This is a genomic window from Ardenticatenales bacterium, assembly GCA_020634515.1.
GTDB lineage: Bacteria > Chloroflexota > Anaerolineae > Promineifilales > Promineifilaceae > JAGVTM01.
Genome location: JACKBL010000002.1, coordinates 795541 through 818662 on the forward strand (window position 1 = coordinate 795541; position 23122 = coordinate 818662).

The following is a 23122-nucleotide window of genomic DNA, read 5'->3' on the forward strand; positions in this document are numbered from 1 at the left end:
CTTGTGTCAAGTGGCGCTGGCACGGCGCAGGCTGCGCACGGTGAGTGTGTAGAGGAGCCAGGTGAAGAAGAGGTAGCAGATGAGTTGTAGGTACCAGGGGGAGGGGATGTAGAGGGAGCGCCCGAGGAAGGGGAGGGAGAAGCCCCAGAGGCTGCCTTCCTGGACGAGGATGAGTTCGCTGATGATGAGAGATGCCGGCAAATTCGTCGCCGCCAGACCTATTCCGCCATAAATAGTCATCACGCCCATGGGCCACGCCGGAGTGGCTGCGCCGGCCATGATGATTGGGCCGATCACGGAGCCGACGATCAAGCCCATCATGGGAAAGCCTACTGTGAGGATAAAAGAGACGGTTGTGGTGGCGATGATCGCGCCCAGAGTGCTGCGCATGAAGCTGGAGAAGTAGATGCCGAGTAGGGCGTAGGTGAGCGCGCCCACCGTGAGCATGAGTTGGGAGATGAGCATTTCCGCGAGCGAGACGCCGCCGAGAAAGAAGGCGATGCTTTGCAAGGGGATGGCGGTGATGATCAGCAGTAGCACGTAGGCCAGGGCGGATTGTAGTTTGCCCAGGACGAAGGCGCGTTCGGTGAGCAATGTGGTGCGCAAGATTTCGTATGTTTGCTTCTCCCGTTCGCCGGTGATGGCGTTGGCGGTGAAGGCGGGCGCGGTGAAGACGACGAGGAACAACTGGGTGAGAACCAGGGCATAGAAGGTGGACTTTCCGATGAGGCGCAGGTCTGGGCCGCTGCCGCCGCTGCCGGCAACAAAGGCGAGATAAACGAGTGTGACAAACGTGGACAGTAGCGTCAGATAGATAGTGAGGATGGCGAAGGCGCGGCGGCCACGCATCCGTCCGCGTAGCTCTTTGACGGCCACGGGATTATCGCCGAAGCGGGTTCTAAAATAGCCGGTGTTGCCGGAATAGATGTCGTTCATGTCACTTTACATTGTAGTATGGGCGGGGCAGATTAGCCACAGCCGATCCGCCACTCCGCGGCGAGAAACCGCGATCAACCTGCGTGGGATTCCTGCCCGTCACCCGGAAAGCCCAAACGCCCACCCCCGACCTCCGCATGGAGAGCGGGCATGGCTCACCGGTCGGCGGTTCGCCGCAGGCGGCGCAGGGCCAGGGCGAACAGGATGAGGGTGAGGCCACCGTATAGCCCCATGAACAGGGCGGTGGGCAGCAGGGAGCCGAAGATTGCGTGCCCGCTCATGATGTTGGCCAGGCTGCCGATCACGTTGGCGGAGGCCATGAGTAGGTCGCCGTTGTGGGGCAGCAGGCGGTAGTAGGGGAAGTTGAAGATGTCGGCCAGGATAAAGAGGAGGGGCAGGCCGATGAGGGAGAGCAAGACGGCGGAAAGAGTGATGACGGTGGCCGAGATGGTGCCGCGGGTGATGGTGGAGCAATAGAGGCCGAGCATGGCGTAGGTGAGGGCACAGGTGAGGATGACCGCCTGGGTGAGGGCCAGGTCGGTGAAGCTGATGCCGCCGAGGAGGAAGGCGATGCTCTGCATGGGGATGGAGGCGATGATCAAGAGCAGGATGTAGGCCAGGCCGGAGGCCAGTTTGCCCAGCAGCAGGGCGGGGGCGGAGAGGAGGGTGGTGCGCAACAGTTCGTAGGTTTGTCGCTCCTTTTCGCCGGTGATGGCGCCGGTGGTGAAGATGGGGCCGATGAAGAAGACGAGGAATCCCTGGACGACAAGGACCATGCTGAAGATGGTTTTGCCGGCATCCGCCATATTCGGATTGCTGAGTGCCCCCGTGCTGTAATAGAGGCTGGTGTAGACGAGGACCACCAGCCCGGCCATCACCGACAGATAGATACTGAGGACGACAAACGCCCGCCGCCCGCGCATGCGCCCGCGCAGTTCCTTCAGGACAATTGGGTTGTTGCGCCAGCGGTGGACGGCCTGGTAGAAAGCGGACATAGGCGTGACTGTTTCAGGCGAATTCGCCCAGGCGTGGGGCGCGCCGGAGCAGATTCAGGGTGAGGGCGGCGATGAGGAGGAGGTAGACGAGAATGGGGCCGCCGATGGGAAGGACGGTGCTGCTGCTGTTGAAGAGGAGGGTCCAGAGCAGGTTGTTGGTGAGTAGTTTGATCAGGAGAATGCCGGCATAGCTGGCGGCGAGGGCCAGGGTGGTGGAGCGGATGTGGGTGGAGAGGTTCATGCCCAGGATGCCGGCAGTGATGATTTCCAGCCAGGGGCGCACAGCGGTGAAGCCGCTAACGAATAGGGAGGAAATCGCTTGTTTGGGTGCGGTGCTGCTGAGGTAGAGCGAAAAGAGAAATAGGAGAAGTCCGTGTAGCAGGCTGAATATGCCTAGCAGCAGCCAGATGCGCAGGCGGGCCATGGCGCCGAGGAATTTGGCGCAGAGGATGGTGATGTCGCTGTAGGGGGTGGTGCGGATGCTGTCCCAAGTGCCGGCATTTATCTCCATCCCAATAGCCGGAGCCGTCAGCGCCGGGGCCATAATCACGCCGTACCAGGTGAGGACGTTCAACATAATGGCCGGCAGGCAGACGATGCAGGCAAGGAAAGCATCTCTGCTGCTCTGGCTGCTGAACAGCGCCGGATTGAGCCACCCCCCGCACGCGCCGATGATCAGCGCGCCCAGGAAGATGAAGGGGGCGAATCGGCTGGCCTGGTCAAAAAGGGGATTGGGGCGGCCCCAATCCCCGCGCTGACGGCGGTAGATGGGATTGTGGCGTAGATCACGCAACCAGCGCCACAAGCGATGTGGCTGGGCCAGCAGGCGTAGGTAGGCCGGTGGCGTGTTCGTGTGGGGCGGTGCGGCCATGCGCTACTGCACCAATCCTTGCGTCACTTGCAGGAAGATGTCTTCCAGGTCGCTTTGTTCTTCGCCAAAATGGATGACGGGAATGCCGGCATTCACCATCCCCACCAACAACTCACTCAACGCCTCGTCATTTCCTACAAAATCAAAGCGGATTGCATTTGCCGGCATTTCCACCTCCGGCGCGGTGAGGATCGACGTCACCTGTGGCGTGTGTAGCAAGCGTTCCTGCGCCGCTTCCAGGCCATGCAGCACCCGCATCTCGTACAGGCGGTGTGGGCGAAGCTGCTGCTTCATTTGCTGCATATCTCCGAAGGCAATCAGGCGGCCCGCTTCCAGGATGGCAACGCTTGTGCAAATATCGGCCACTTCCGAGAGAATGTGCGAGGAGAAGAAAATGGTCTTACCCATGTTCTTCAATTCGCGCAGCAGTTCGCGCATCTCAATGCGCGCGCGCGGGTCCAGGCCGCTGGCGGGTTCGTCCAAAATCAACACTCGCGGGTCGTGTGCCAGCGTGCGCGCCAGGCAGAGCCGCTGCTTCATGCCCCGGCTAAGGCTTTCCACAAAGTCATTTTTCTTGTGGTTCAGGTCTACTAATGCCAGCAGGTCATCGATCATGCCGGCACGGGTATGCGCCGGAATGTCGTAGCAGGCGGCGAAAAAGTCCAGATACTCCCACACCTTCATGTCTTCGTAGACGCCAAAAAAGTCGGGCATATAGCCAATGACGCGGCGCACGTGGCGCGGCTGCGTGAGGACGGAGTACCCCGCTACCCGCGCCGTGCCCGCCGTTGGTTGCAGTAGCGTGGTTAGAATGCGCATCGTCGTTGTCTTCCCCGCGCCATTCGGCCCCACAAAACCGACCACGGCCCCCTCTTCCACGTTCAGCGTCAACTCGTGCAGCGCCGTCAACGTTCCGTACCGTTTCGTCAACCCGTCGATCTCAATAATACTTGCCATAGAACCGCTCGTTTTCCGTTGTCCGTCGCCATAATCTACGACCAACTTCCCGGAAGTTGTTTACCGTTGCTTGTTTTTAGCGCAGTTCGCCCGTCAAGACGGGGAACACGCTTCTGATCTGCGCGCCATCGGGATTGTCATAGCGCAGCCGCACGCGCACCCGGTTGTTCTCGCCGAGGAAGGGAGCGAAATCCGCCACGGGGGTCAGGCCCCACTGCACGTCTGGCAGGACGACCCATAGCTCCTGACCCCAATCCCAGAGCCGCACCTCCGGCGTGGGCAAACTGGTGGGGTTGTTCGCTTCCAGAAGCAGCAGCTCCATTTTTTCCGGCGTCAGCATTTGCAGCCTGGCCCAGGGTAGATACTCAAATTCTACCCACCCGGAAACGATGAATAGATCGTCTGGGGATGGTTCGTAGACGCCATTGGTTGCCAGAACTTCCCAGGACCAGAGCGCGGTAGGTGTCGTCGTCTGTCCTTCGAGCGTAATCTCTTCGCGCAGCGGCAGTTCAATAAAGTAGAGGGTCGTGCTCAACTGGGTGGCATTGTCCGGGTAGGTGCTGGCTTCCAGTTGGCTGGTGTTGGACCAGCCAATCAGGGTGGCCGTGTTTTGTGGGGGTCGCTCCAGCCCGTAACCGGCGGACGCCAGCGAGTCCAACAATTGCGCTCGCGGATAGAGGCGGCGATCGTCGTAGTAGTCGCTGGAACCGAGAAGCGTGGCATAGTTGTTTGCCAGCACGGAACCGCCGGGAACCGCGTAGCGGGTGGGGACGGAGGAGGTGGGGGAGAAGAGCGACGACGGCGTTGATGCCCCGTTCAGGGCGAAGGATACGGGCTTGCTTTCTCCTGGGGCCAGGTCGCCGACGGCGTAGACGGTGCCGCCAAACAGGATGGAGGCGGATTCCAGGGTGATGTCGCTGTTGTTTTGCAGTTGGGCGCTGAATTGGGCGCTGTCGCCTTCGATGCTGACGCGGGTGGTTCCGGTGAATGCCGGCATCGGCGCATAGCCGGTGGCGATCACGGTTTGCACGCCGCTGACGTCTACGAGCAGGTTGCGGATTGTCAGGGATTGGGTGCGTTCGATGCCGGCATTTCCCCCACTGTTCATATCCATGCCCCGTTGGTCGAATGGGCGGGCCAGGGTCGCCGGCGGCATCGTCAGATCGTACGCCCGCCGCCGCGGCGAATAGAGGCCGATCAGCGTGTGGACGCGCATCGTATCCGCATTGGCCCCCCCATAAGCGACGGACATTTCGTTGACAATCGTCTCGTTGCCCTTAAGGCGGAAACCGGTGAAATAAGCCGCGCCGCTGAAAAGGATGATCAGCGCGGGAATGGTCACCCAGGCGAGTTCCAGCCGCTTGCGCCGTTTCAGCACCATGTAGTTGACGGGGCCGATCAGGATCACATACAGCAGGAGGAAGAAGATAAGCTGAAAGATGGAGGGTAATACAAGGTTTGGCAGACTTTCCACGGCGGCGGCGGCGGCGTAGGCGTTGCGTGGTTCATGCGCCCAGTAGGGCAGCGTGGGAATGGTGTCGGCGATGGTTTGCCAGAGGATGGGGCTGCCGTCCCAGTCTGCCAGGGGAGCCAGTTGGGGGTCCAGGGCGAGGAAGTAGACGCTGCCCCGTCCGTGAGACTGTCGTGCCAGCAGGGGGAGGTTGTCCTGGCGGTAGAGGAGTTCACCGCTCTTGAGGCTGCTGGTGGTGACGACGTAGGGGCCGGGATCGCGGAAGGGGGTGTTGGTGGCGGCGCTGAGTGCCGGCAAATCCGCTTCCGAACGCGCATCCGTGGGGGTTACGGGCAGCAAATCCATCACCGCCGCCGCCGTTTGCCGCCAGCCGGGACCGCCCGTGACCACAAGCTGCCCCCCCGTATCCAGCCAGGCTTGCAGCGCCTCCTGCTGCGCCGGCGTGACGGAACCTGTGTCCACGTCATTCAGGACCAGAACATCCAGCGCCGCCCACGCGGCGGGCGCTTCCGGCAAATCCTCCAGTTTAAGCACGGCTACCGCCGCCTGCGTGCGCGCTCCCGTCACCGTTTCCAGGAAGCCTAATTCATCGGGCAGCGGACTGACGACGCCGTACAGCAGCATATCTTGTTCCAGGCTTTGTAAACGGTTGGAGTTTGCCTGCGCCACTTCCTGCTGCCCATCGAGCAATGTCACGGTGACGGCGTCGATCAGGTCGGGGAGGTAGATGTATGTAACAAGGCGCTTGTTGGACTGCGTGGGTAATGAGACGGGCGAATCGTAGCGGATGTCGGTTTCCAGCGTCGCGTTGCCGGTGACAATGCGCAGCGTACCATCCAGAGCGTTGCCGCTGTTGGCGATGGTGATGTACACTGGAACCCAGTTGCCCCGCTTGTATTGCCCGTCGAAGCCTGCCGTCACGGTCAGCGTGATGTCGCTTGATTGCCATGAGGGCGCGGCGGCGTGGGCGGAGCGAATGCCGGCACACGTCAGGAGCGCCAGTAGAAAAAGAAGCGCGGCGAGTTTGCGTTGGGGAAGATGAGGCATCATGGTATCTTTACGGGAAAGTTTGCCAGGGTGTCGCACCCTAACGGAAGGTAATTTCGTATTGTTCGATGTGAATGTCGGGTCGTTGCTCTTCTACCCAGCGGACCGATTTTTCCAGCAGGCTGTGCAGATAAGCGGCATCGGTTCCGACGGTTGCCAGGCAAATGGCTGACGTGCGCCAGATGTCTTGATGGTCTACTTCAGCCACGGCGACGTTGAATTGCCGGGGCAGGCGTGTGAGCAAGGATTTAACGACCTGACGCTTGTCTTTAAGAGAATGAACACCGTAGAGTTGAATTTTGAGGACACAGGTGGCTACCAGCATGGTTGGCAATTTTGCCTTACCGGGCAGTAAAAGACAACTCCGGCCTGATAGTTGATTGGTAAGGGTGAACCGTATGATGGATGAAAAAGAGGTAAAGACCAATGGGGGACAGGGTGGGTCGTCGTCTTTGCTGCGACGGCTGGCGTATGTGATGTTGATATTGTTCTTGATTGCCGGCATTTCCGCCAGCAGTCTCGTCATTTTTTCCGTGATAGCCGCCGGGCGCGCGGCCCAAACCGTCACCCAACCCATCTCCGATCTGTTCAAGCAGTTGGCGGTGGAGGCCACGCCCGTCATCTTGCCCGATCCGGTGACCATTGTGCGCGAGATCAATCGGCTCAACAATCTGGAGACGGCTTCCTATTCGCTACAAAAGGTGGTGACGGCGGAGCGGAATCAGGATGTGCTCTGGGGGGCGTTGGGGGAGAGTCTGGTTTTTGTAGCGGTGGGGGATGTGATTGCCGGCATTGATCTCAGCGAGGTGCAAATCGAAGACCTGCAAATTGTTGACCCGGAGACGGTGATGGTCCACCTGCCGGACGCGCAAGTGCTGCACTACAGCCTGGACAATGAGCAGTCCTACGTGGCCGACCGGGACAAGGGGTTGTTCGCGCAGGTGGACCCGCGGTTGGAGACGCAGGTACGTCAGGAGGCGGAACAGGCGATTTTGCAGGAGGCATTGAATGCCGGCATTCTCCAGGAAGCCAACGAAACCGCCCGCGACAATATGGAATCCTTCCTGAACAAACTCGGCTTCACCAACGTTATCTTTACCGACGACCCGCCGCCCCCCGCACCTCCCTACGAGCAGGAAATTCCCAAAGGCACTATCCTGGCCACGCCCACGCCCTAAGGAGCGGAAACAAACAAGATGGCGAACTCATTTCCTTGCCGCTCCTTCAAGCTGACAATGCAATTCCGCATCTTGTTTCATTGTCAACCCTAACGTGGACAAGCCACAACCCAAAAGATTCTGCCTCAAAGATTACGCAGATTACACAGATTCTTTCTTGAGTTCACTGAAAAAACCGGGTTTTTCGATTGTCCGGCCGAAATTACCTGAGTGGTTCACGTGTAAAAACCCGATTTTTGGCCTTTTTTCAGTAGAGTCTTTCTTCCATCTGCGAAATCTGTGATGATTCTTTTGCCTTCCGTACAAGAATTTCGCTGATAAGGTACTGAGCCGGTTGCTGGTTGTACGTTGGCGGCGCACCTCGTGGGGGCAAGGCGCGCCGCCAATGAACCTCGTCCCGATTACGGCGCGATGGCGGGGGCCTGGCAGTTTTCCAGTGGCGCAATCGTAATCGGCGTATTCACGTCCAGAATGTTCAGGTCCACGGAAAATGTACCCGTCGTCAACACTGTGGGATCGATGAAAGACGCCGATCCCTGGCCGTTCATGGTCAGCTTCACCAGATTGCCACCGTCTACCGCGATGTACAGATGCCCGTCCAGGGATTCGATATTCTCGTTATCTTGCACATCCCCCTTGTCAAATACATAGTGGTGGGACAGGATACCGTTGACCGTTTCATCTGGCGTCTCTCGTTTGGCGGACGTGAGCGTACTCAAAAGCTGATCCGCCGTGGGAACCCCCTGCATCGGGTCGCCAAATTCGCCCAGCGCCTCCCGCGACTGCTTCATGCAACCAAACTGGGGCACATTCACATACAGGTCATCCCCAATCTGCACAAACTCCAGGCTGTTCAACTCCGCCACTTCCTGCGGCGCCTGCATACTAAAAACGATGTGCGCCGATTCCGGCTCCTTCACGGACTCCATTTGCACGTTGATCCCCTGCGCTTCCCCTTGTTCCGGCTCCACGTTGATGTACAGCGAAAGGCGGTAGCTGTCGAAACCGGCTAGCTGCCCCTGGAGGGTCGCCGGATCTAGCGTGCGTGGTGCGCTATCGTCGGCTGATTGCCCGCAGGCCACCAGCAGCAGCGCCAAAATCAAAACAAGCAGTTTCCTCATTTTCCTGTTCCTTTGGGCCAGACTGGAGAAGTTTCCGAAATTGCTCCAGTCTCCCAGTCGTTCCTTAAATGCGGCGCGTCCAGGCGTCGTTGGCGAATTTCTCGCGGCGAATCTCGGCGGCGCGCGCCTGTTCCGCCGCGCTCAGTTCCCCCGCAACCAGCTCCAGATTCAGCCGACGGGCAAATCCCTCGCGCATGAAGTTGACGGCGTCCGCGAATTCCACTCGCCGCCCCAGGCTTTGCATGACCGTGGTGGCGCGGTAGCGCAGGCGCAGGCGCGTGGCCGTGCGCTGGCCGGGCTGGTCAAAATGGAGGGCGTCCACAATGCGGGTGATGTCTCCGTAGAGGGGGAGCGTGCCATGTTGCAGCACCATGCCGCGGCGGCGCGCCTGGGCGCTGCCGAGCAATTTCATCTGCCCCATGGTGATTTCGTAGTTGGAGGGGCCGTCGAAGCAAGCCGGCCCCAGTGGGCCGTGGTCGCTGTAGTAGGGCTGGGCGCGTGTTGGCTCCAGTCCCATCAGGTGTAATCCCACCAGCAGGGCTTCGGAGAGGCGTTTGTAGCTTTCCAGGATGCCGCCAACGACGCGGGGTTCATTCTCCGGGGCGGCGACGCTGTAGGTGAGTTCATCGACGTGCAGGATGGCGCGTCCACCGGTGGGGCGACGCACGATGTCCCAGCCGAGGGTGGCGCAGTTTTCGACGTCGGCGATTTCCCACTCCTGGCCGTAGCCGAGGGAGAGGCAGGCGGGTTCCCAGCCGTAGAAGCGCAATGTGGGCGGGGAAATGCCGGCACTCACCGCCTCCACAATCGCCTCATCCACCGCCATATTCGTGGCCCCATCACGCAAACCACTCTCAATCACGCGCCACGTGGCCCGCTCATACGTCTCTTGCCCGGATTGCTCCACTATCATCTCATTCATCTCTTTGTTGGTATACTCAGTCGTCACTGTCGAACTGTTAGAAGCAGCGCACCACTATACCAACTCGGCAAAAATGGTTCAAGTTCCCGCGCGCATACCCGGCCTGCGCCTATTGGCGATTGGCTGGGCTATCTACTCCGCCCTCTGGATCGCGCTTGAGGGCAGCCTCACCCGCGTGGTCATCCTGGCCGCCGGCCTCTCGCTCCTCCTGGCGGCGCATGGCTTGCGACGGTGGGGCGGCGGGCGCCGGCTGCAAGCCTGGCAGTGGGCGTTGCTCCTGGCCGGGCTGGGCGCAGCCGTCGGTTTAGGAGCGGCCCTGCTGACGCTGCCGCTAATGGCGCTGAAGACAGGGTTACACGCCCATGGCCCCGAATTCGGCCCCGCCGATGTGGTCTGGGTCGTGCGGCAGGCTCCCTGGTGGACCGGCGCGGGCTTGTTGGCGGGCCTTGGCCTCAGCCTGCTCACGCCGCGCCGCGCCCCCGACCCGGATTAGATTAGTAATTGAGATTGGTCCAATCTTCAAGATTGGACCAATCTTTATGAAAGGTGGTTTTGGGTCGAATTGTCTTGTTGCCGCTTCCAGGAAGGGGGGGGTGGCGTTACCCGTCCGACATGCGCCGTTCCAGTGCCTCTAGCGCCGCTTGCAGTTCCGCCTGGCGGAAACTGGTCGTCAGGTCGCCGCGCGTCCGCTCCAGCACGGACCGTACTGTATCTGTCCGCCGCCGCAGTCCGCCGGTCACGCTGTCGTTAAAGTCGAACGTCACCAGCACGCTGTAGATGGAGTCCATCACGTCCAGCAACCGTTCCGCCTCGGCACTGTGCCCCAGGCGGATGATGTCCAGGATGCGCCGGCGCAGTTCGGTGGCGGCTTCGGCGAGGCCATTGAGCCAGGTGCTGTACTCGGTGTCCAGTTCTTCCGGGGTGGGCAGGGTCTGGTCGCGCACGAGCGCATAGGTGAGGTGTGCTTCGACGTACTCTTTGAGGGCGTCTTGCGTGTAGCCAGCATGGTAGAGGTCGGGGTAGGCGGAAATGCCGGCAACCAACGTATGTGCGGCGTGGCGTGTTTGCTGTAACAAGGTCTGCGCGTGGTCCCATTCCTCGCGGTGGATGGCGCGAATGGTGCGGGAGCAAAGGCTTACCAATTCCCGCGACTGCTGGTAGGCGGTGTCCCGCGCGGCGGAAACGGCTTCCATCTGTTGACGAATGCGGTCGGCAATCAGGTCGAGATTGTCCAAGCAAGACTCTCCTCTGTAAATAATCTTCCCGGAAGCTTCGTCACGGATGATGGTCCTGGGGTGCAGCTTCCGGGAAGATCGCCAGTTTGCGGGCTATTCATTCCCCTGGTTGGGCGGCGAGAAGCTGAAAAGTTCGTCGGCAAGGGTGCGCGGGAAGCGGATTTCACCAAATTGCCGCTCGAAGTTCGCCAGGTTTTGCCCGAGGGCGCGCCAGAGCAACTTGGCGTGCATGGGGGACATGATCACACGCGCCTGCACGAGGCCTTTGGGTGTGCGCGGCAGGATTTGCGCGAAATCGATGACCATTTCCGCCGGCGTATGGCTGATGAAGGCGATGTTGGCGTAAACAGCCTTCAGGTCTTGTGGCACATCAATGGTGATGCGATTGGGGCCGGGGGGGACGTCCGGCGTTGGCGTTGAGGTCGGTTCTGGATTGCTCATGAGTGGTTCCTGGGTAGAGGCGGGACGCGCATTCAAGAATGCGCGTCGTACCTGGATTATTACGGCCGAGGTGCGGCGCGATTATCAAAAACATGTGCCGCACCAGGATTAAGATACCTCAGTTTACCGGTTTCGTCATGTGCGACCGAAGCACAGGGCGGGGAAGCGCGTGGACGAACACGGTTTGACGACAGGCGAGGCATAGTTGTGACGGTTGAGGCGGGATGGCCTCTCATGTTACAATGTGGGGGAGTATCTCCGCCGCATCCGGCGGAGGAATAGTGCCGCAGTGGAGAATATGAACCATGTTGCCAGTGAAGAATGGTTTGCCAACACCCCCGCCTTACACGGTTGTGGAGCATACGGCGGATTGGGCGCTGCGGGTGTGGGGGGCGGATTGGGCGGCGTTGTTGTGCCATGCGGCTGCCGGCATGTCTAGCCTGATGACGCCCGATGTAGAAGCGATTCCCTTGACGGAGACGAGGCAGATCACGCTCTCCGCCTTTGACGCGGAAACGTTGTTGGTGGATTGGCTGAGCGAACTGGCCTATTGGGCGGAGACGGAAATGCTCGTCTTCACCCGCTACGAGATTGAAGAGGCCACGCCCCGCTTGCTGCGCGCCACGGTGCGCGGCGGGCGGGTGACGGAACTACTGAAGCATATTAAGGCGGTGACGTATCATGATTTGGAGATTGTGCCGGCAAATGCCGGCATCGAAGCCACCATCGTGTTTGACGTGTAAAAACAAGCAACAGTCAACGAAAAACTCTCTGGCCACTATCCACTGACCACTCTTTCACAGGAGACTTCATGCGCCACGGCACACCACCATAAATGACAATATCTTCCCGGAAGCTGCTCCCCAGGGCCATCATCCACGACGAAGCTTCCGGGAAGATTATTCTCGAAGATTATTTTCGAAGGAGGTTAGCATGGTTAGTCCCAGTGATTTCAAACGCATCACCCCGTACATTTACGAAATTGCGCAAACCTATCGCGGTGACATGCGCGTGCCGGCACGATTCTATGCCGACGCCGTTCTTCTGGAAGAAACCCTCGGCGACAAAAGCCTCACCCAGCTCGTAAACACCGCCACCCTCCCCGGCATCGTCAAACACGCCCTGGCCATGCCCGACATCCACCAGGGCTACGGCTTCCCTATCGGCGGTGTCATCGCCACCCGCCTGCCCGATGGCGTCATCTCCCCCGGCGGCGTCGGGTATGACATTAACTGCGGCGTGCGTTTGTTGGGGACGCAGTTGATGCAGGAGGAGGTCGCGCCCTATCTGGAGAACCTGGCTTCGGCGCTGTACGCCAACTGCCCCAGCGGCGTGGGCACGAAGGGGCATGTGCGCCTGACCACCGCCGAACTAGACCGGCTGCTGGAGCAGGGGGGACAGTGGGCACTGAAGAACGGGTATGCGACGTCGGCTGACCTGGAGCGCACGGAAGAAAGGGGGCGATTGGCCGGCGCAGATGCCGGCAAAGTCAGCGCCCGCGCCAAAGATCGAGGAAAACCGCAAATTGGCACGCTCGGGGCCGGCAACCACTTCATCGAAGTAGACGTCGTGGACGAAATCTACCACGAGGAAGGCGCGCGGCGCATGGGCCTGCGTCCGGGGCAAGTAGTGGTGCAAATCCACTGCGGTTCGCGCGGCCTGGGGCACCAGGTATGCAGCGACTACGTGCGCCTGTTCCAGCAGAGCGTGCAGCGGTACGGCATCAAACTGCCCGACCGCGAACTGGTATGCGCCCCCCTGAGCAGCCCGGAAGGGCAGGATTACTTCGCGGCCATGAACGCCGCCGCCAACTACGCCTTCGTCAATCGCCAGGTTCTCACGTTTTACATCCGCCGCAGCTTTGAGCAGGTGCTGGCGGGCAATGTGCCCAATCATTCCGTTTACCAGATATATGACATTGCGCACAACATGGCTAAAATTGAGACGCACGAGATTGATGGTCAGCGGATGAAGGTGTGCGTTCATCGCAAAGGGGCGACGCGGGCGTTTGGTCCGGGGTCGCCGGAACTGCCCGACGTGTACCGCGACATCGGCCAGCCGGTGCTGGTTCCCGGCTCCATGGGCACGGCCAGTTGGGTGCTGTTGGGCACGGAAGGCTCCATGGCGCAAACGTTTGGCTCCACCTGCCACGGCGCGGGCCGTACCATGAGCCGCTCGCAGGCGAAACGGATGGTGCGTGGCAGTGAATTGCGGCAGGAGATGGAAGAGGGTGGTATCCAGGTGCGTGCCGGCAGTATGGCCGGACTGGCCGAAGAAGCGCCGATGGCTTACAAGGATGTGGATCGCGTGGTGGAGGTGGTCCACGGTGCCGGCATTGCCCACAAAGTCGCCCGTATCGTCCCGCTGGCCGTGATCAAAGGGTAGGGAGGGGTGAGTGGCGGGTTTGCTTGCAGGCTCGTAAACTTGCAAACCCGCAGACTCGCAAACCCGCAGACTCGCAAACTTGCAACAGGAAGGACATGAAGCTCGATAAGTACAATCTGATGTATCTGGTGGTGGGGTTTTGTGCCGGCATTGTTCTCGGCGTGGCGGGGATCGTCTTATCAGGACGGTCCGCGCCCGCGCCCATCGTCATTGAAGCGCCCGACCCCACGCCCCTGCCCACGCCGGAGCCGCCCCCCGCGCCCGTTTCCGTGTTTGTCAACGGTGCGGTGAACAGTCCAGGGGTGTATGAAATGCCGGCAGCCAGCAAAATCGGCGACGCCATCAACCAGGCCGGGGGCTTCACCGCCGAAGCGGACGCCGACCTGATCAACCTGGCGCAGCCGCTGCTGGATGGGATGCAAATCCGCGTTCCCACGGTGGCGGAACGGAGCGCCCAGGCCGCGCCCCCCGTCGTCATCGAACCGCAAACGTCCGCGGACACAGGTGTCGGCGCGGACAGCGGCGGCCTGGTGAACATCAACACGGCCGATCAGGCACTGCTGGAAACCCTCCCCGGTGTGGGTCCCACCACGGCGGCCAATATCATTGCCTACCGCGACGCCAATGGTCCCTTCGCGGCTATCGAGTCCCTGCTGGACGTGCCCGGCATTGGTCCTTCCAAGTTCGACGAGGTTAAAGCCTTGATCACGGTGGGTGAATAACGCGCTAGATGCCCCGCGATAATTATCTCACCAGTGCGGCGGCGTTGGTTGCCGGCATTCCCTTTCGCCTCTTCGCCCGCCGCGCATTCCCGCCGCCGCGCAAAATCCTCATCCTGAAGCCCTGTTGCCTCAGCCAGGTCATGCTGGCGACCCCTCTGCTGGCCGCCCTGAGCAACGCCTACCCCAAAGCCCAGATCGACTGGGCCGTTTGCGAATCGGCGCGCGCGGCGGTGGCTACCAATCCCCGCGTGAGCGAACTGATCGACAGCGGGCGCGTAGGGTTGGCGCAGGGGCGCTGGCAGGACGTGTCCGCCCTGATTGCCCGGCTGCGCCAGGAGCAATACGACACTTGCTTTATCCCCAGCCGTTCCGCCCTGCTTTCATACATTGCCTGGCGCGCCCACATTCCGCGGCGTGTGGGACTGGACAACGTCGGGCGTGGTTTCGCGCACACGCTGCCCGTGCGTGTGCCGCAGGAGCCGGCGCACGAAGCGGAGCATTACCTGAAACTGGCGGCGGTGGTGGGCATTGCGGAACAGCCGCCCATGGAATTCTTTCCCCGTGACACGGACCGGGCGCGCACCACGGAGCGGTTGGTGGAGGAACTGGACTGGCTGGGGGATAGGCCGCTGGTGATGTTGCATCCGGGCGGGGGGCAAAATCCGGTGCGCGTTGATTTGCGGAGGCAGTGGCCGATGGAGCGGTTCGCTTTGCTGGGCAATTACCTGGCGCGGCAGCATGGGGCGCTGGTGCTGTTGGTGGGTGGGGAGATGGATCGGGAACGGGCAGAGGCTGCGTTGGGTTTGATGTCTGTGCGCGCCTTCAATTTTGCCGGCACGCTCACCCTGGGGGAACTGGGTGCACTTGCCGAAATCGCCGACCTCTACGTCGGCAACGATACCGGCCCCACGCACGTCGCCGCCGCCGCCGGCTGCCCCACCCTCGCCATTTTTGGCCCCACCGATCCTCTCATCTCTCGCCCCTTTGTCCCCCCGGAGCGGTTAGCGACCGTCGCCTGCCCGCCGCGCGACCCCTTCACCTGGGATGATTGCGTGTCCGTTGCCGAAGTCAGCGCCGCCGCCGACCGTCTGCTGGCGGCGCGCATAACGAAAAACCCGGATTCTGGGCTGGAGGAGAAGTAACCGCCGGGAGAAACCGGGTCTTTGTGAAAAATCCGGTTTCTGGGTGCTGTCAGGTCATCTCCTGAAAGTGCGCCATTAGTTCCGGTAAATTGATCTGGCTCACGGTCAGGCGCACGACCGCGTTCAACGGCGGAACGCGGCGCAAATACCCTTGATACTCCCACGCCAACTCCGGGATAAGCACGGTGCTGCGCGCCCCGTTTTTCTCCACCACCACGCCCTCCCCCTCCCAATCGGGATGCTGCATCAGGTAGACGAGTGTCCAATGTTGGTTGGACAGCCGTTCCACCTGGCGCACGCTGCCGCCGACCGCCTCCGCCGCGCCCACGCGCTTCATCAGGGCAGCCATGTCCAGCACCGATTCCTGGCGCAAGTAGGCGCGCAACTGCTGGTGAACGACCAGGTCCAGGTAGCGGCGCAGTGGGCTGGTGGCCTGCACATAGGCGGCCAGACCCAAACCCGCGTGTGGGGCGGGCGCGCTTTGCCGTTGGCTGCGCCGCATTCCCCGCCGCAGCGCGAACATGCCGGCCATGCCGTCCAGTTGCGCCACTTCCGCGGGCGCGTCCTGCGTGCTGTAGGGGAGGGGGATTTCCCGCTCCTGCGCGAATTGGGCCACGGCCACGCCCACCATGAGCATCGCCTCGCGCACCATTTCCCGGCTGCGCAGCGTGGGCAGCGGCTTGATCACCACCTGTCCGTCCTCCACGCGCACCTTCACTTCCGGCAAATCAATCTCAATGGCTCCCGTCGCCAGTCGCTGCTGCTGGAAACGGGTGGCAAGCTGCCCCAGCGTGGCGAAGGGTGCTTCGTCCATGCGCCGGTCGATTTCCTCATACGAGGCGCGGGTCACGCGCACCCAACTGGGGTAGATTTCCAGGTGGGCGATCTGGCCGTCGGCGTCGAAGTCCAGGCCGAATGAGAGTGCGGGAGAGATGGGAGCCAGGCCGAGGCCGAGCTGAGCGGTGGCGGCGGGGGGGAGCATGGCGATGGTCCCTTCCGGCAGGTAGAGGTTGGCTCCGCGTTCCTGAGCGGCGGTGTCGGCGGCGCTGCCTGGGGGGACGAGTGCGGCGGCGTCGGCGATATGCACCCAGAGGCGATTGCCTTCCAGGCTGAGGGCGTCGTCGGGGTCGGTGCTGCCGGCATCGTCTACGGCAAAAGCATCCAGATGGGTGAGATCGCGGCGGGATTCGTCGGGTAATGCCGGCAGCGGCGCGTTGGCCGAAGTCAGAGGCAACTGGAATCGGCGCGGATACGGGTTAACCGCCGCATCCCAGTACCCCACACGCAGCAGCAGCGCGTGGGCGTTCTCCCGCGTCTCCGCGTTGCCTAAATCGCGCAGCACGCGGCTTTGGTCCCGCTGTTCCAGTGCCAGTTCCACCACATCTTGCAAGTACCGTTCATCCTCCGCCGCCATCCGATTCTCGTTGACGCGGGCGACAAACGCTTCCCAGGCTGCCTTTTCCGCCGCTTTTACTTCCCGCTGCGCCTGCGTCGCCGCTACCTCCGCCGCCGTGCAGGCCTGCACTTCGTCCGGCGCGCCGCGAAAATAGAGGCCATCATCTACCAGTTCCCACGTGGCCCAGGCGGTGATGGGCGTGAATTCGCCAAAGATAAGTTCGGCCAGTTCTTCCAGGTTCGTGCTTTCGCCGCTGAGGAGTTCCCAGGCGGTGCGGACTTCGCCGCGCGGGGCGGGGGGAAGGCGGAGGCTGGCGAGGGGGCCAGGGTGCAGTAGGGTGATGTCTTTGGGGCGGACGCTGATGGTTTCGCCGCTGTCGAGGAGGATGTCGAGTTTTTTGCCGGCATGTCGCACGAGGGCCGGGCGATTTTTATAGAGGATGAGGCTGTTTTCGGGGATGTTGGGGGGGGAAGATGCCGGCATAAGCAAAGATACTCCAATCAAAACAGAACCGAGAGGCAAGTAAGACTATTGATACCCCAATCGGGGAATGCCGGCAACCACGCCGCGCACGTTAACTCACCGATCCTGCGAAAATTTCGTGCCGCGTCATCTTGACATCTTTCTGCGCATCTGGTAAGATTCCGTTCGCTCTGGGGGCGTGGTGTAGTGGTTAACACGCCGGCCTGTCAAGCCGGAGATCGCGGGTTCGATCCCCGTCGCTCCCGCTCTGGGCACAGGAGGTACAAGCGGCATCGTTTGTACCTCCTTTTGTTTCTTACTTGTGACTATACAGGTCATCTGCCCAGATTGGACCAATTTACTCTGGTTGAATCTTATTGATGTCTACAAAATTGGTCCAATCTCTCGGAGACGTGAATAGTTACTCTAACTTTATCTTTTCAACCAATTCGCTGGGAGCCATACCAGCACTGTCTAGCACAACTGCATAATCACCATGTCGGGCAATGGCAATCACCGTATCATCATAAATGAACACTCGGTCTACGTTTTTCGCCAGTAATTGTTTTCGAGCTTCCTCTGGATTTTCTACTTGCGTACAAGCTTCCCAATAATCTGAAAAATTCTTCAGTAGATCTGCCGCTTCTATTGTGGCTGCATCTGTGTCATCCCATACCCACCGTTGTAGCAGAACTGGCCGCGAAAACGAATGTCCAGGCGAGTATATTTCCCGGCATAGTTTTCCGCCGCAAATTCCTCGATTCGTTGGGTCACTTCCCGCTTTATATTTCCGGGAATTTTCTTTCCGCCAGAGCCTGGATCAAACATCCATCTTTTTGGGCCATAATGTTTCCCCTTTGCCTCCATTTGAATCGTTCTTGATCGGATCATAAAAGACTTCATCTAGTCGCGAAAAATATTGCTTTCCCTGTTGATTGGCCATCCCAAACTGGTCGCGGGGGATAGGTGTTTGTTCCAAACCGGTTTTTTCTGAAATAATAAGGCGAGGTAACAACGTCCGTTCGCTTTCGAAAAGAACGGCGCTACTTTAGGCACATAACGCCTGCGTAACCTGCCGCGAGGGATTAGCCAACACCTTCGCCGTTCACCAAATAGTTCCAAAAAAGATCGATCTCGCGGTCAGGTTGACGTAATGTTAGACGGCTGGCAAGATTGACAAACCCAACACAGAAAGCCTATGAAGTAATAGGCTTTCTGTGTTGGGCAATATGTAAATTACGGATTACAGGGTTAGCGAAAACTTATAGGTCGTTACTGTTGCTTTCCCGATCCTTTGCAATATAGACATTCTTGACGTCCACCCCCTTCACAATAAGCACATTCATAACGTGGATCACTTTCTAAGCGACCAGTTCCTTTACAATTTTTACAAGCTGTGTGTCCTAAACCATCACAATTTCTGCAAGGGCCTTTGTCAGTAGACATGAGTAATTCTCCTTGTATAATGTTTTTTCTAATTTGAAATAGAGTCGATCATGAAATTAAATTTGTTTTTTTACATATAAGCCTCCTCCGCCTTTTTTACTTGCAAGAAATATATTCCATGCAACCCTACTAATGCTAAGTGGTCATTATCGGGAAACCAAGAACAACCATTTAACCATCCATCGACACGTAAAGTCGCAAGATTATTGCCGTTTTGAGTATCCCACACCCTAAGAGTGTTATCACTGGATACAGAAGCGACAAACGCTCCGTTTGCACTAATTGCACAACCTGTTACCCATGCTAAATGTTCATCAAATCGAAGCCGTATATCCCCAGATTTTGTATCCCAAATATTGAGCGTTCCATCGTACGACGCAGAAACTATAAAATCGTCTTTAGGACTAATTGCACACGACACCACTGGTTCTAGATGATCTATTAGCGTTAGAAGCTCAGCCCCAGTAGAAGTATCCCATATTTTAAGTGTCGTATCAGCCGAAGCGGAAACAATAAAAGAACCATCTTTACTGATTGCACAACTAAGAACATCTGCTTCATGACCAATTAGGTTCAGACGTTCTTTCCCGTTGCTATCCCATACCTTGAGAGACCGATCGTTTGATGCAGAGACAATAATTGAACCATCAGAACAAATATCGCACGAGTTTACACGCTCAGTATGTCCTACTAATGTATGTCGGTTAATCCCTGTTGCTGTTTCCCATAATTTGATTGTTTTATCTTCAGATGCGGAGACAATAACTGAACCATCTTCACTAATAGCACAATCATCTACAGAACCTGTATGCCCGGAAAATGTACGATATACTGTCCCATTTGTAGTATTCCAAGCCTTAACTGTACGATCGACAGATGAGGTAATTAATAGGTCTCCATTTGCGCTAACTGCACAATTTGATACAGAATCAGTGTGTCTAGCAACAAGATTCAACTGGGGGATATTTTGTATATCCCATATTTTAATAGTATCCCCAACCGATGCAGATGCGGCAATTGTTCCATCTTCACTAATAGAACAGCCAAGAAGACCTCCTTGAACCCCAGCTTTGTGTTGATTCAGCGAGGCACTTTCAACCCCTGTTGACATATTCCAGACTTTAAGGGTTTCATCACGAGATGCAGATACTATTATTGTTCCTGTCTTACTGACAGCACACGCATTTACAACATCTGAGTGTCCGGCCAAAGTTTTACATTCAGCACCCGTTATAGCATTCCAGATTTTAAGAGTACCATCTTCTGATGCCGAAATCACGAATTTATTATCGGAACTTATAGCACAATCTCGTACAGGTTTTGTGTGTCCGTTCAACTGTAGAATCTCTGCACCACTAACCGTATCCCATTTTCTAAGAGTATTGTCTGATGACGCTGAGATAATGAATGATTTATCAGAACTGATTGCACAACTATTTACTTCACCGGCATGACCGAAAAGAGTATGAAGCACATTTCCACTAAGAGCATCCCAGACTCTTAAAGTGTGATCTGACGACGCTGATACTATTATGCTTTCATCTTCACTAAGCTCACAATTATTCACTGCGCTAGAATGTCCACTTAATGTGAGGTGTTCAACACCTGTCGCCACATCCCAAATTTTAAGTGTTTGATCTTGAGACGCTGATACGACAAGCAACATATCTTTACTAATCGCACAACTTAATACTTTTTCTGTATGTCCTTTACAAGTTATTATTTCCTCTCCGGTAGTAATATCCCAAATCTTGAGGGTAGAATCTTCTAGAGCTGTAACGATTCTTGAATTATCTGAACTAATAGCACAATCATTAACTGGATCAGGGACATATGCTGACACAGGCGGATGCATTGCAATTGTACGGCGGTATGCAGGGTGGGGAGCATCTGGTAAAGAATGGTATGGCTCAAGATAAAATCTAAACAGCATTTGCATTTGTGTTCTTAAGTGTTCATGTTTGGAGGTGTTGCTTGTGTGTAGTAACTGAACATACAAAGTATTAGCAAGTTCTTGGAATTCTTCACATTGGTTTAATAAATGATCGTTTTGTTCCAGTAGCTGTTTAATATGGAAAAATACAGGATTATATGCGTTTTCAACTAACTCGTAATCACTAATAAGAGGTTGAGTATTCAAGAGATACATTTTTGCTAACAAAAATTGCAAATTCAGCAATTTTTGTTCCAATTGCTCTTGTTGCCCCGCTTTAGCTAACAAGGTTGGGGTATTTCGTAAAAAATATAATTGCCTTCGTTGCCATTTCACCGAATGAGATTTGAAGTTCTCAATGAAATCGTACAACATTAAAACAATTCTCCTTCATCCCATGTGCTGGCAATAAATCCAGACATTGTATTAAGGTCTACTCGCTCATGAGCAACTTGTTGTTTGTCAGACATGAAATCATAGAAACTAGCATGGTATAGACGGTAACAAGGACGAACATCACCCATGTATTCAATTTGTTCTTCATGCAAGAATTCTTTCCATTCTTCCAATACGGCACTAATGCGACTTGTACTCGTTACTTTTGAAAAATCTTTAATTAATTCAATCCAAACAGGCTCAGGCACAGTTGTTAATGCAACTATTATTGGAAGTTTATATTGAAACCACGCATTCTCATCCCTTCCTTTCATCCGTTGCCAATGATCTTCGTAATAATCCTTGAGACCAGTTGGTAATGTTTCTAATGATTTATCCATGTAAGCACCATTTTCAATCTCAGGAAGAACGTAACGCAAATACATAAAGTTGCCATCGCTTTTATGACCAAGCAACTTAACAAATCCTTCTACTTCTAAGTTTTGCGCGCTCATATAAGTTTGAATCCCTGATATGGTTGAGGCTGATCGTATGTAATCTTCTACATCACTCAAATTGTCCGATGAATCATGTTTGATAATTAACTCATCTTGTTGACATGCCACTTGCGGTTTCGTTGAATCATCACGCATTGTTGTAACAATAAATATTCCTTTGGGCAGTATTGTGGGTAAAAAAAGGAGATTTGTGCCTATAGATTTTCTGGATTCGGTAGCTTCATCTAGTGCGTCAATAACAATTACGCAATTTTCTTCTGATTCTAGTTTGTTTGAAACATCACCTAATAATTTCTTGAGAAAGCCAGCATTCTTTGTAGTATCTGGATGTAAATCTGCATATTCTAATTGGTATGTAGCAATTAGCTGGGCACATATGTTTTCAAGAAAAGCAGATTCCGTGTTAATACCTTCTGCACGAATATTGAAATGATGTAAACAACCTTTTTGCTTTACTATTGTTGCAGCTAATGCTGTTTTTCCAATTCCTGGGTCGCCAATAATAAAGAAATAACCACTTGAGTTATCTCTACCATTGATGAAATGATTTATTTTGTTGAATACCCACTGACGGCCAACAAAACCTCTTGTTTTCTCCTCAATGTAATAAGTAAAATCATATATTCGACTACGAATATCGTAGGGGACTTTGTTGAATTCTTTTAATAATTTATTGAAATCTGAGTGAAGTAAATTTGCCAAACTCTCAATTTGTTGTTCGATGGCAATCAACTGATTGGCTGATATATTGGTACTATTAGCAATAGCATTTATATCTTTGGAATCGAAGACAGGACGAAATACATCAGTAGAGCGCAATTCAGCTTCTAAATACTTGAGTAAAAGGTCGGCTTCATTAGTGAAATTCCGCCATTGCGGTGGGTTGTTAATGGATGCTTCCCATCGTGATCCAATTAATTCGATATTTGGTTCACGATCGAAGTTTATAATTTGGGTGACTTCCTGGGCAACTGAAGGTTCTGTTAAAAAACCAGTGGCATCTAATAATGGTTGTGCTAACTCAAGACGAGTTCCAGTTGTTGCATAGCTATGGATAGCTTTACCAATTGCTTGCTTAAATGCTTTTCGAGACGGTTCTCCTTTCAGTTTTAAATAAGTGTTATCAGTAACCTTTCCTGCTATTGCGCCTAAAAAAGCATCTGCTACTGTAGTAAGAACAACTATAGAAAGTGCTGTCATATAAATTCTCCAAGAATACCTTCTTCACTCAACTACTTTTTGCACGTCGGTCACGGAGGTATCTGCCCGTCTAACGTTTTGGTTCAACGTTTTGGTTCAACGTTTTGGTTCAACGTTTTGGTTCAACGTTTTGGTTCACCAGCGCGGGCACATGACAAAAAAATATTGGGGTAACGCTTGATCTCAACTGGTATAACCTGCCCGCGTCTGGTGCAACCGTTGTTGTACGAACGCCAATCGACCTGTGGGTTATGGGGTTTGCTTCTGTCGCCCGTTCGGGATAGTTTACTACCCAGGTATCTTGCCCGCTGTTCTTTGTCACCACATACCCCCGTCATAGCCATTTGTACTCCGTTATTCCTGCACATC

20 protein-coding genes and 1 tRNA gene are annotated in these 23122 nt (G+C 56.2%); 7 read left to right on the top strand and 14 right to left on the bottom strand.

What is annotated here, in order from left to right; genetic code table 11:
- Window positions 1-6: 6 nt before the first annotated feature.
- The 6 genes from H6650_07805 to H6650_07830 all read right to left on the bottom strand — a co-directional run bounded on the left by H6650_07805 (window position 7) and on the right by H6650_07830 (window position 6602).
- Window positions 7-936: an ABC transporter permease gene (locus H6650_07805; GenBank protein ID MCB8951901.1), complete on the bottom strand. Its 930-nt coding sequence runs from the start codon at window positions 934-936 to the stop codon at window positions 7-9.
- A 155-nt stretch (window positions 937-1091) separates the two neighbouring features.
- Complete coding sequence (locus tag H6650_07810) at window positions 1092-1931, bottom strand: ABC transporter permease subunit (GenBank protein ID MCB8951902.1); 840 nt, start codon at window positions 1929-1931, stop codon at window positions 1092-1094.
- Window positions 1932-1944: 13 nt separating this feature from the next.
- Complete coding sequence (locus H6650_07815; GenBank protein MCB8951903.1) at window positions 1945-2802, bottom strand: hypothetical protein; 858 nt, start codon at window positions 2800-2802, stop codon at window positions 1945-1947.
- Between the two features lie 3 nt (window positions 2803-2805).
- The gene (locus tag H6650_07820; GenBank protein ID MCB8951904.1) at window positions 2806-3759 is read right to left on the bottom strand and encodes an ABC transporter ATP-binding protein; all 954 of its coding nucleotides are present in this window, start codon (window positions 3757-3759) and stop codon (window positions 2806-2808) included.
- Window positions 3760-3835: 76 nt separating this feature from the next.
- On the bottom strand, window positions 3836-6280 hold the full coding sequence (locus H6650_07825) for a hypothetical protein (GenBank protein MCB8951905.1): 2445 nt from the start codon (window positions 6278-6280) through the stop codon (window positions 3836-3838).
- 37 nt (window positions 6281-6317) lie between these two features.
- Window positions 6318-6602: a DUF503 domain-containing protein gene (locus H6650_07830; protein ID MCB8951906.1), complete on the bottom strand. Its 285-nt coding sequence runs from the start codon at window positions 6600-6602 to the stop codon at window positions 6318-6320.
- A 73-nt stretch (window positions 6603-6675) separates the two neighbouring features.
- Here H6650_07830 and H6650_07835 point away from each other — a divergent pair, with 73 nt between their 5' ends.
- Window positions 6676-7455, top strand: a complete 780-nt coding sequence (locus H6650_07835; GenBank protein ID MCB8951907.1) for a DUF4230 domain-containing protein — start codon at window positions 6676-6678, stop codon at window positions 7453-7455.
- Window positions 7456-7856: 401 nt separating this feature from the next.
- Here H6650_07835 and H6650_07840 read toward each other — a convergent pair whose 3' ends face one another.
- Both H6650_07840 and H6650_07845 read right to left on the bottom strand, forming a co-directional pair.
- On the bottom strand, window positions 7857-8576 hold the full coding sequence (locus H6650_07840) for a hypothetical protein (protein MCB8951908.1): 720 nt from the start codon (window positions 8574-8576) through the stop codon (window positions 7857-7859).
- A gap of 64 nt (window positions 8577-8640) precedes the next feature.
- Window positions 8641-9498 carry a lipoate--protein ligase family protein gene (locus H6650_07845; GenBank protein MCB8951909.1) on the bottom strand — a complete coding sequence of 286 codons (858 nt, stop codon included), beginning with the start codon at window positions 9496-9498 and terminating at the stop codon, window positions 8641-8643.
- Between the two features lie 73 nt (window positions 9499-9571).
- Between H6650_07845 and H6650_07850 the strand changes: the two genes are divergently transcribed.
- Entirely contained in the window at window positions 9572-9991 is a 420-nt protein-coding gene (locus H6650_07850) for a hypothetical protein (GenBank protein MCB8951910.1), read from the top strand.
- Window positions 9992-10097: 106 nt separating this feature from the next.
- On the opposite strand, the gene H6650_07855 is transcribed toward H6650_07850, so the two are convergent.
- Together H6650_07855 and H6650_07860 are read right to left on the bottom strand one after the other, a co-directional pair.
- On the bottom strand, window positions 10098-10691 hold the full coding sequence (locus tag H6650_07855; GenBank protein MCB8951911.1) for a haloacid dehalogenase: 594 nt from the start codon (window positions 10689-10691) through the stop codon (window positions 10098-10100).
- Between the two features lie 135 nt (window positions 10692-10826).
- Window positions 10827-11174: a DUF3467 domain-containing protein gene (locus H6650_07860; GenBank protein ID MCB8951912.1), complete on the bottom strand. Its 348-nt coding sequence runs from the start codon at window positions 11172-11174 to the stop codon at window positions 10827-10829.
- Window positions 11175-11479: 305 nt separating this feature from the next.
- On the opposite strand from H6650_07860, the gene H6650_07865 reads away from it, so the two are divergent.
- The 4 genes from H6650_07865 (at window position 11480) to H6650_07880 (ending at window position 15423) form a co-directional block, all read left to right on the top strand.
- Window positions 11480-11917: an archease gene (locus H6650_07865; GenBank protein ID MCB8951913.1), complete on the top strand. Its 438-nt coding sequence runs from the start codon at window positions 11480-11482 to the stop codon at window positions 11915-11917.
- Window positions 11918-12107: 190 nt separating this feature from the next.
- Complete coding sequence (locus H6650_07870; GenBank protein ID MCB8951914.1) at window positions 12108-13559, top strand: RtcB family protein; 1452 nt, start codon at window positions 12108-12110, stop codon at window positions 13557-13559.
- Between the two features lie 95 nt (window positions 13560-13654).
- Window positions 13655-14281, top strand: a complete 627-nt coding sequence (locus tag H6650_07875) for a ComEA family DNA-binding protein (protein MCB8951915.1) — start codon at window positions 13655-13657, stop codon at window positions 14279-14281.
- An 8-nt stretch (window positions 14282-14289) separates the two neighbouring features.
- Entirely contained in the window at window positions 14290-15423 is a 1134-nt protein-coding gene (locus H6650_07880) for a glycosyltransferase family 9 protein (GenBank protein MCB8951916.1), read from the top strand.
- Between the two features lie 49 nt (window positions 15424-15472).
- On the opposite strand, the gene H6650_07885 is transcribed toward H6650_07880, so the two are convergent.
- Window positions 15473-17302 carry an RNB domain-containing ribonuclease gene (locus tag H6650_07885; GenBank protein ID MCB8951917.1) on the bottom strand — a complete coding sequence of 610 codons (1830 nt, stop codon included), beginning with the start codon at window positions 17300-17302 and terminating at the stop codon, window positions 15473-15475.
- Between the two features lie 172 nt (window positions 17303-17474).
- On the opposite strand from H6650_07885, the gene H6650_07890 reads away from it, so the two are divergent.
- Window positions 17475-17547: transfer RNA gene (locus H6650_07890), tRNA-Asp, on the top strand.
- A 379-nt stretch (window positions 17548-17926) separates the two neighbouring features.
- Here H6650_07890 and H6650_07895 read toward each other — a convergent pair.
- From H6650_07895 to H6650_07905, 3 genes are all read right to left on the bottom strand, one after another.
- Complete coding sequence (locus H6650_07895; GenBank protein ID MCB8951918.1) at window positions 17927-18172, bottom strand: hypothetical protein; 246 nt, start codon at window positions 18170-18172, stop codon at window positions 17927-17929.
- Window positions 18173-18797: 625 nt separating this feature from the next.
- Complete coding sequence (locus H6650_07900) at window positions 18798-21035, bottom strand: WD40 repeat domain-containing protein (GenBank protein MCB8951919.1); 2238 nt, start codon at window positions 21033-21035, stop codon at window positions 18798-18800.
- On the bottom strand, window positions 21035-22753 hold the full coding sequence (locus tag H6650_07905) for an ATP-binding protein (GenBank protein MCB8951920.1): 1719 nt from the start codon (window positions 22751-22753) through the stop codon (window positions 21035-21037). The genes H6650_07900 and H6650_07905 overlap by 1 nt, the downstream gene beginning before the upstream one ends.
- Window positions 22754-23122: the final 369 nt, after the last annotated feature.